The 6039-nt window shown below is 42.7% G+C and carries 6 protein-coding genes; all 6 read right to left on the reverse strand.

Annotated features, from left to right (window positions below):
• Window positions 1-7: 7 nt before the first annotated feature.
• Complete coding sequence (locus BBG47_RS30600; protein WP_065290810.1) at window positions 8-952, reverse strand: acyltransferase domain-containing protein; 945 nt, start codon at window positions 950-952, stop codon at window positions 8-10.
• A 79-nt stretch (window positions 953-1031) separates the two neighbouring features.
• Window positions 1032-1709, reverse strand: coding sequence for an MBL fold metallo-hydrolase (locus tag BBG47_RS05020; protein ID WP_065290805.1), 678 nt, complete (start codon window positions 1707-1709; stop codon window positions 1032-1034).
• On the reverse strand, window positions 1709-2491 hold the full coding sequence (locus BBG47_RS05025; RefSeq protein WP_065290806.1) for a 4'-phosphopantetheinyl transferase family protein: 783 nt from the start codon (window positions 2489-2491) through the stop codon (window positions 1709-1711). Before BBG47_RS05025 ends, BBG47_RS05020 begins: the two co-directional genes overlap by 1 nt.
• A 350-nt stretch (window positions 2492-2841) precedes the next feature.
• Window positions 2842-3381: an antiterminator LoaP gene (gene loaP / locus BBG47_RS05030; RefSeq protein ID WP_065290807.1), complete on the reverse strand. Its 540-nt coding sequence runs from the start codon at window positions 3379-3381 to the stop codon at window positions 2842-2844.
• Window positions 3382-3824: 443 nt separating this feature from the next.
• A complete protein-coding gene (locus BBG47_RS05035) occupies window positions 3825-4508 on the reverse strand; it encodes a fumarylacetoacetate hydrolase family protein (protein WP_065290808.1) in 684 nt (227 codons plus the stop codon).
• Window positions 4509-4575: 67 nt separating this feature from the next.
• The gene (locus BBG47_RS05040; RefSeq protein ID WP_065290809.1) at window positions 4576-5829 is read right to left on the reverse strand and encodes a CapA family protein; all 1254 of its coding nucleotides are present in this window, start codon (window positions 5827-5829) and stop codon (window positions 4576-4578) included.
• Window positions 5830-6039: the final 210 nt, after the last annotated feature.

Raw genomic sequence — 6039 nt, forward strand, 5'->3', positions numbered from 1 at the left:
TCAATAATCATTTAAATTGAGACAGCTTGAAAGAGAGCGAATCCAATTGTTCTGGAAACGATTCGATTCGATGATAAGGCGTCCACACTGCTATACATTCCGAACGGGATAAACTTGATAGGCACTGCTTCACGACATTAACGAGCGTTCCCGAGGGACTTAGATCTAAATAAAGATGCTCTCCTTCTTGTTCCAAGTTACGAATGGCATCTGGAAATAAAATAGGATCACGGACTACCCTCCAAAAGTAATCACGTTCGTATCGCTTTTTTCTTACTCCTTCACAACCAGAAATAAAATCAACTCTTGGGAAGGTAAAGTCCAATGTCCTCAGATAGGCTAGATAATCGGATGCCGCTTCATCTATATGCTTCGAGTGAAAGCCATAGCTAACCGGAAGCATCTGACATGAAATATTTCGCTGTTTCAACTTCCGTTCAATTTCCGCTAGCCCCCTTCTATCGCCGGAGATAACAAAATGATTTCCATTCAAGGAAACAAGCTCGGAATTGTACCGAATAACAGGATCAAAAGCATCCTGTTCATTTGAGATCACCGCCATCATTCCACCTTGTGCACATTTGGATTCCAGGCAATGAGCTTGTCTAAGCACCATTTCGAATGCCATATCCTCGTCGCACGTCCCCGTGGCGGCTGCAGCTACGAACTCTCCCAGGCTGCTTCCAATAACTTCATCTGGATGGATTGTGAAAGATTGCAGCAATTTTGATAAAGCAAGCTGAAACATAAAAATGGCCGGATGCGTATAAATCGTCCGGTCAAATGAATCGCTTATCTTTTTGTCATTTGCAAACCACTCAGCCAAAATTGAAATTCCGCTAAATTTGATTGCAAATTCATTAAAATGGTCGAGCCATCTTCGGAACACCCCGTATTCATGATACAGTTGCTTCCCCATCTGGTAATATTGGGACCCCTGCCCTGAAAACATAAACACTACTTTTTTTGAAGCCACCGGATATCACCCTCAAATCGGTTTTCGACATTTCAGACTTTTAGATATATAGAGCTTATTTGAAATGTAACAAATGATCTTGATTTCTTCTCATCCTGAATTTCACGAGCTGCTCTTTGTTTGAAATTTGAAAATAGATATTGTTCTGCAATAAATAACTGATAGGATAACCGGGTTCCTTCCCATAGGAATGCCCTGGATAAATGCGCGCCCGTGGCGGGACTTCGCGTTTGATGCGTTGTATGCTGTCGTACATAGCGGATGCATCTCCTCCATCCGTATCACAAGTACCGCAGCCTTCAATAAAAATCGTATCACCAGTAAATAGGCAATCTTCTAGCAGATAGCATGCACTTCCTATTGTGTGACCAGGGGTATGGAGTGTTCTAATTTCCGTCTCGCCCAACCACAATCGCTCTTCGTCTAGCAATGATTTTAAGTTCGTGCAAGAAAACCGATAATAGCAAATCTCTTCATGAAGCATGCACACTTCCGCTTGATGGCCAACCGCAAACCACTCAGCCAAATCAACATGATCCTTATGGGAATGAGTGAGTAGAACATAGACCAAATCGACACCCAAATTTGCAATAGCCCGTTCTATCGTTGCAGGCTCCCAAGCAGGATCAATTAGCAAGCATTGCTTCGTTGCCACATCAACCACCAAATAGCAATAATTGATGAACGGATACCTGCGAACCTTAAACTGATAAACCTGATATCGATTCCCCACTAAGTATTCATTCCCTTTGTATGGCAGGAGCAGGATAAAATAGAGTCAATTCCCTGCAACGAAGCCAGATTTACATCAAATTTTGTATTTCTCGGCGACACAATCGTACACACATAATGCCCTAACACATAGGAATTTGAAGCATATTGTGGAAATTGGGAATATGTACAGCGAATAATGCCGTTACATTCCATGACCTCTTGTATCTCTAACAGTTCCATAGACACAGTCAGGCCAGTCCTCAACACTTTGGACAATGCTTCCTTCGACGTCCAAAGCAGAGTAACCAGTAATGGATATGAGCAGTTTACCCTGTCAACGAATCCTCTCTCTAGTGCCGTCATATGCCTTTCCATGATTCCGAGCTTGTCGTCGTCATTGATAATCTCTAGATCGATCCCCATTGGGTGAGACTCTGGAAAAGCAATTGCCGCTCCAACGCATCCGCTATGCGTGATGCTTACTTGCAAATTAGATGCTTGCTCCAACACTAGAAAAGGCTGCCCAAATACACCCGATTCGACAAAAATACTTTGATATTTTAAGGTAGGCATCAGTTCTGTTACGGCCCGCTTTGCGCTATATCTCCCCAAAATGTAGCTTTTCTTACGGCGTTCAAAGCGCATCCCCCATAAGTAAGCGCTTTCATTTGGATGAAGAACACGTTCTGCAAGTTCAATCTCACCCTCACTGTTTCCAATGTGGACAACACTTAACGCAGCATTTAACTTAACCATGTCTCTACGTAAATCAATCCGTTGTCCAAATGATGCATAGCTCATAGCATCAGCCACCATTAAACAAGATTTTGAGGTTCCTTATATTATTTGCCTACCTATCAACGTGCCGAAACAACGGTTGATTTTCAGCAAATTTTTTACACTCATTGACAAATATATACAAAATACCATCTTATACAACAGTATATCACAGCTTTTTTGAAAATGGAACATTTTTCTTATGTAAAATCTACCATTGCCTTACTGTTCTTCAACACTATAAAATGTCATTCCCCAATTAAAAGAGGAATGACATTTTGCAAATTTCGACGATGTCTATAAATTTACGATATTAACCATATCATTTTTTTCTAGAAGAACAGAAGCGACATGCCCTTAGCTTAAAACTCTGCCTATTGATGAAGTATTTCTAGTCCTACATCGATAAGCCTTTCACTTCCAAGAAAGCTTAATGAGATTTTAGCTCGATTTTTCCGTTTGTCCAATTTCCGAATAATTCCTTCCATTCCCTTTAGCGGACCACATTTTACTTGAACTCGTGAATTTATGACGATTGCGCCCGATAAATTGATAATATGATTTCGATCAAGCAATTGAAATAAAATAGAGACCTCTTCTTCAGGAATGTTGGAAATGGAAACAATATCATCACTATTATATATCTTATGTTGTGTTTGAAAGTTATTTAGAATACTGTAGACCTTCGGTATCTCTTGAAGCTTATAGTAGGTTTTTGTATTCATCGTAGTTCGTATGAGAAGATAACCGGGAAACATCGTTTTGACAACATAATGAATATGGCCTTGTTTTTTTTCACATAATCTTCTCTTAGGAACAATCGCATGTAATATGGACGGATCAAAATCACGACATATAATTGCTCGAACAAGCTCTTCACAACCCGTTTCAACACTTAATGCATACCATTTCATTTTTAGTCCCCTCACAACAATATGAATCATGACAGTATTTGTATCAAAATGAAGGACACAGAATAAAACGTTCTACTGCGAAATCGGTAACTCAACACGCATGATGTCTAGTTTGTAGGAGAGCTCATTTGAAGTTTGTTGATATCATTCTGCGGAGTCGGTGCTGAAAATTACTCGAGACGTAGTAAATGTAACTACATCTTTATGTAGTCAATGCTCTTCAATCTTAAAAACATTCATGCAATCTCCTCCTTTCCCTATTTTTCTTAAGTTCAAATACATATTATCCAAGATATTGTCAATTCCTGCTTCTGATTGTATAAAAATATCATTCTGTTCTCCTAAACATAATAAAAAGCCCGAAAACGGGCTTTAAAAAAGTGAAACTATTTATGGTTTTTATCCATGCTATTTTCAATAAATCGAGTTATCATCCAAATCGTTTAAATGGCCTGATCCATAGCGCATATGCGGCATCTGCCAAGCATTTCACCATCCATTATGAGCGACAGCTCGTCATTAGCCTGTACTGATCCCACACCTGCAGGCGTTCCAGTAAACACCAGATCTCCTACCCCAAGGCCATAATGATCGGCAATATAGGTAATAAGGGCATCAAACGAGAAGATCATATCACCCACCGAACCTGATTGCACTTCCGTACCATTGTTAAGCAGGCTAAATGGGGAATGCAACAATGCCTCTGTTCCCGGAAAAGGACGGAAAGACGTAATCGGCGCGGAGTTCAAGACTCCTTTTGCCGCCATCCATGGATGCCCCTTGCGCTTGAGCGCATCCTGAACATCGCGCAGCGTAAAATCGATTCCAAGTGCGTAGGCATCAACAACCTCGTCGGCAGTCATTCCCTTCTCTACAGGCTTCCCGATTCGAAGTACAAGCTCTATTTCATGATGAACGGCTCCAAGATGTAGGGGCAGCGGCAGATCGGTCATCTCTGAAATATCCGTAACCGCGTGAGAGGGCTTCATAAATACCATAGGCTCCTGAGGAACCTCATTGCCAAGCTCGGCAGCGTGAAGGCGGTAATTGCGGCCTATGCAATATACATTTCGAATGTAGGAATGATTACTTTTGTCCAAGCTTTGCGTACTTAAATTCGGATTCATGCTTTTCTCCCCCATAAATGTTCGGCGTTTTCCTGTCAGTATTAATTTAAATTTGAATAATTATGAATTATTGCTTTTTTCGTATGTTCCCGCCCTGATCGATCTGGACGCCCGGGGATATTTCCTGCACCCGCTTCATTAGCTTCTGCCCTCGTTCACCTTCGAGTGGAATAGCTTGCCCTACGTTTGTAAAGAACGGGGTCATCTTAAGCTCGCACTTCCCATCCTTCTTGCATTCCGCTTGAAGCGCCATCGTTTCCCAGGTTTTTGGGTTTTCTGCTTGCGTAAAAATAAAGTTGCCCATTGAGTATGCAATCCAGCTGTTTTTTTGCTGCTCGAAGCCCTGCACGACATGGGGATGGCCGCCAACGATGAGGTCTGCTCCGGAATCCACGAACAGCTTCGCCAGCTCCTTCTGCTTCGCATTCGGCTTGTCCGTCCGTTCTTCTCCCCAATGCGCAATCACGACAACAATATCCGCTTCCTTCTTGGCGGACTTGATTGCTTCTGCCGCCCGCTCCTTCGTCCCTTCATAGGTTGTCGCTACTCCAGGCTTGTTCTTCCACGCATACCAGGTGTCGTCCGGAATGACTCGACTAAGTCCCAAGAATGCCAATTTAATGCCATTGCGCTCTACAATATGCGGCGTATAGGCTTCTTTGGAATTGCTTCCAGCACCTATGTAAGCAATGTTAGCAGATTTTAATGTTTTAAATGTATCAAGCAGCCCTTCTTCACCTTGATCCATCGAATGATTATTGGCCAAATTGACAATATCGATTCCCGCCTCAGCCATTGCCTGTGCCATCTTCGGAGACGATTTGTATACGAACAGTTTGTTGTCTGCTGGAGAACCACCAGTCGTGAGCGGCGTCTCCAAATTTCCAATCGCAAGATCCGCATCCTGCAGCAGTGACTTCGCATAATAATAAGGGAAGTCATACCCTTTATCCTTCACAACATCCTCAACGCGACCTGACATCATCATGTCACCTACGAAGGCTAGACGAACTGTCGGCTCCTTCTTATCATCCGGTACTGCTGTTGCATCATCCGCATTGGCGTCCTTAGAATCCTTCGAGTCATCCGCACCTTCTGCGGTCTGATCTTGTCCGCCTGTCCCTGACTTATCTCCGACAGAAGCTGTTATTCCATCCTGCGCTTCCGTTCCACCCAAATCGAACAACTTCCCCTGCCATGCAAACAGCGCCGCTGCAATGATGATAATACCTAGAACACTGTATCCCCATACAGCTTTCCGTTTCCTGTTCTGACGCTGCTCTCGCTGCTGCTTGTGTCGTTCCGTTCTTGATAGCTCCATAAGCCCTCCTTCGTATGTTCATTTTTTTGTATGGTTAGATCCAATACATGCTAATTCTATTATAACAAGGGTACGATAGCCTCGGCAAAGAAGCATTTTCAACTCCCTCTACTCTGCCTATACCCAAACGAGGAACGAATGAACTACATTCTAAGTCCAACCAGTTCCAGTTCCAGTTCCAGTTCTAGTTCTAGTTCTAGTTCTAGTTCT

The sequence above is a fragment of the Paenibacillus sp. KS1 genome, from assembly GCF_001680695.1.
In the GTDB taxonomy this organism is placed as follows: domain Bacteria; phylum Bacillota; class Bacilli; order Paenibacillales; family Paenibacillaceae; genus Paenibacillus_B; species Paenibacillus_B suaedae.

Coding starts and splice junctions, on each gene's coding strand:
- BBG47_RS05035 (WP_065290808.1), bottom strand. CDS start 4,508: ATGAATCCGAATTTAAGTACGCAAAGCTTGGACAAAAGTAATCATTCC.
- BBG47_RS05040 (WP_065290809.1), bottom strand. CDS start 5,829: ATGGAGCTATCAAGAACGGAACGACACAAGCAGCAGCGAGAGCAGCGT.
- BBG47_RS05025 (WP_065290806.1), bottom strand. CDS start 2,491: ATGAGCTATGCATCATTTGGACAACGGATTGATTTACGTAGAGACATG.
- loaP (WP_065290807.1), bottom strand. CDS start 3,381: ATGAAATGGTATGCATTAAGTGTTGAAACGGGTTGTGAAGAGCTTGTT.
- BBG47_RS30600 (WP_065290810.1), bottom strand. CDS start 952: ATGTTTTCAGGGCAGGGGTCCCAATATTACCAGATGGGGAAGCAACTG.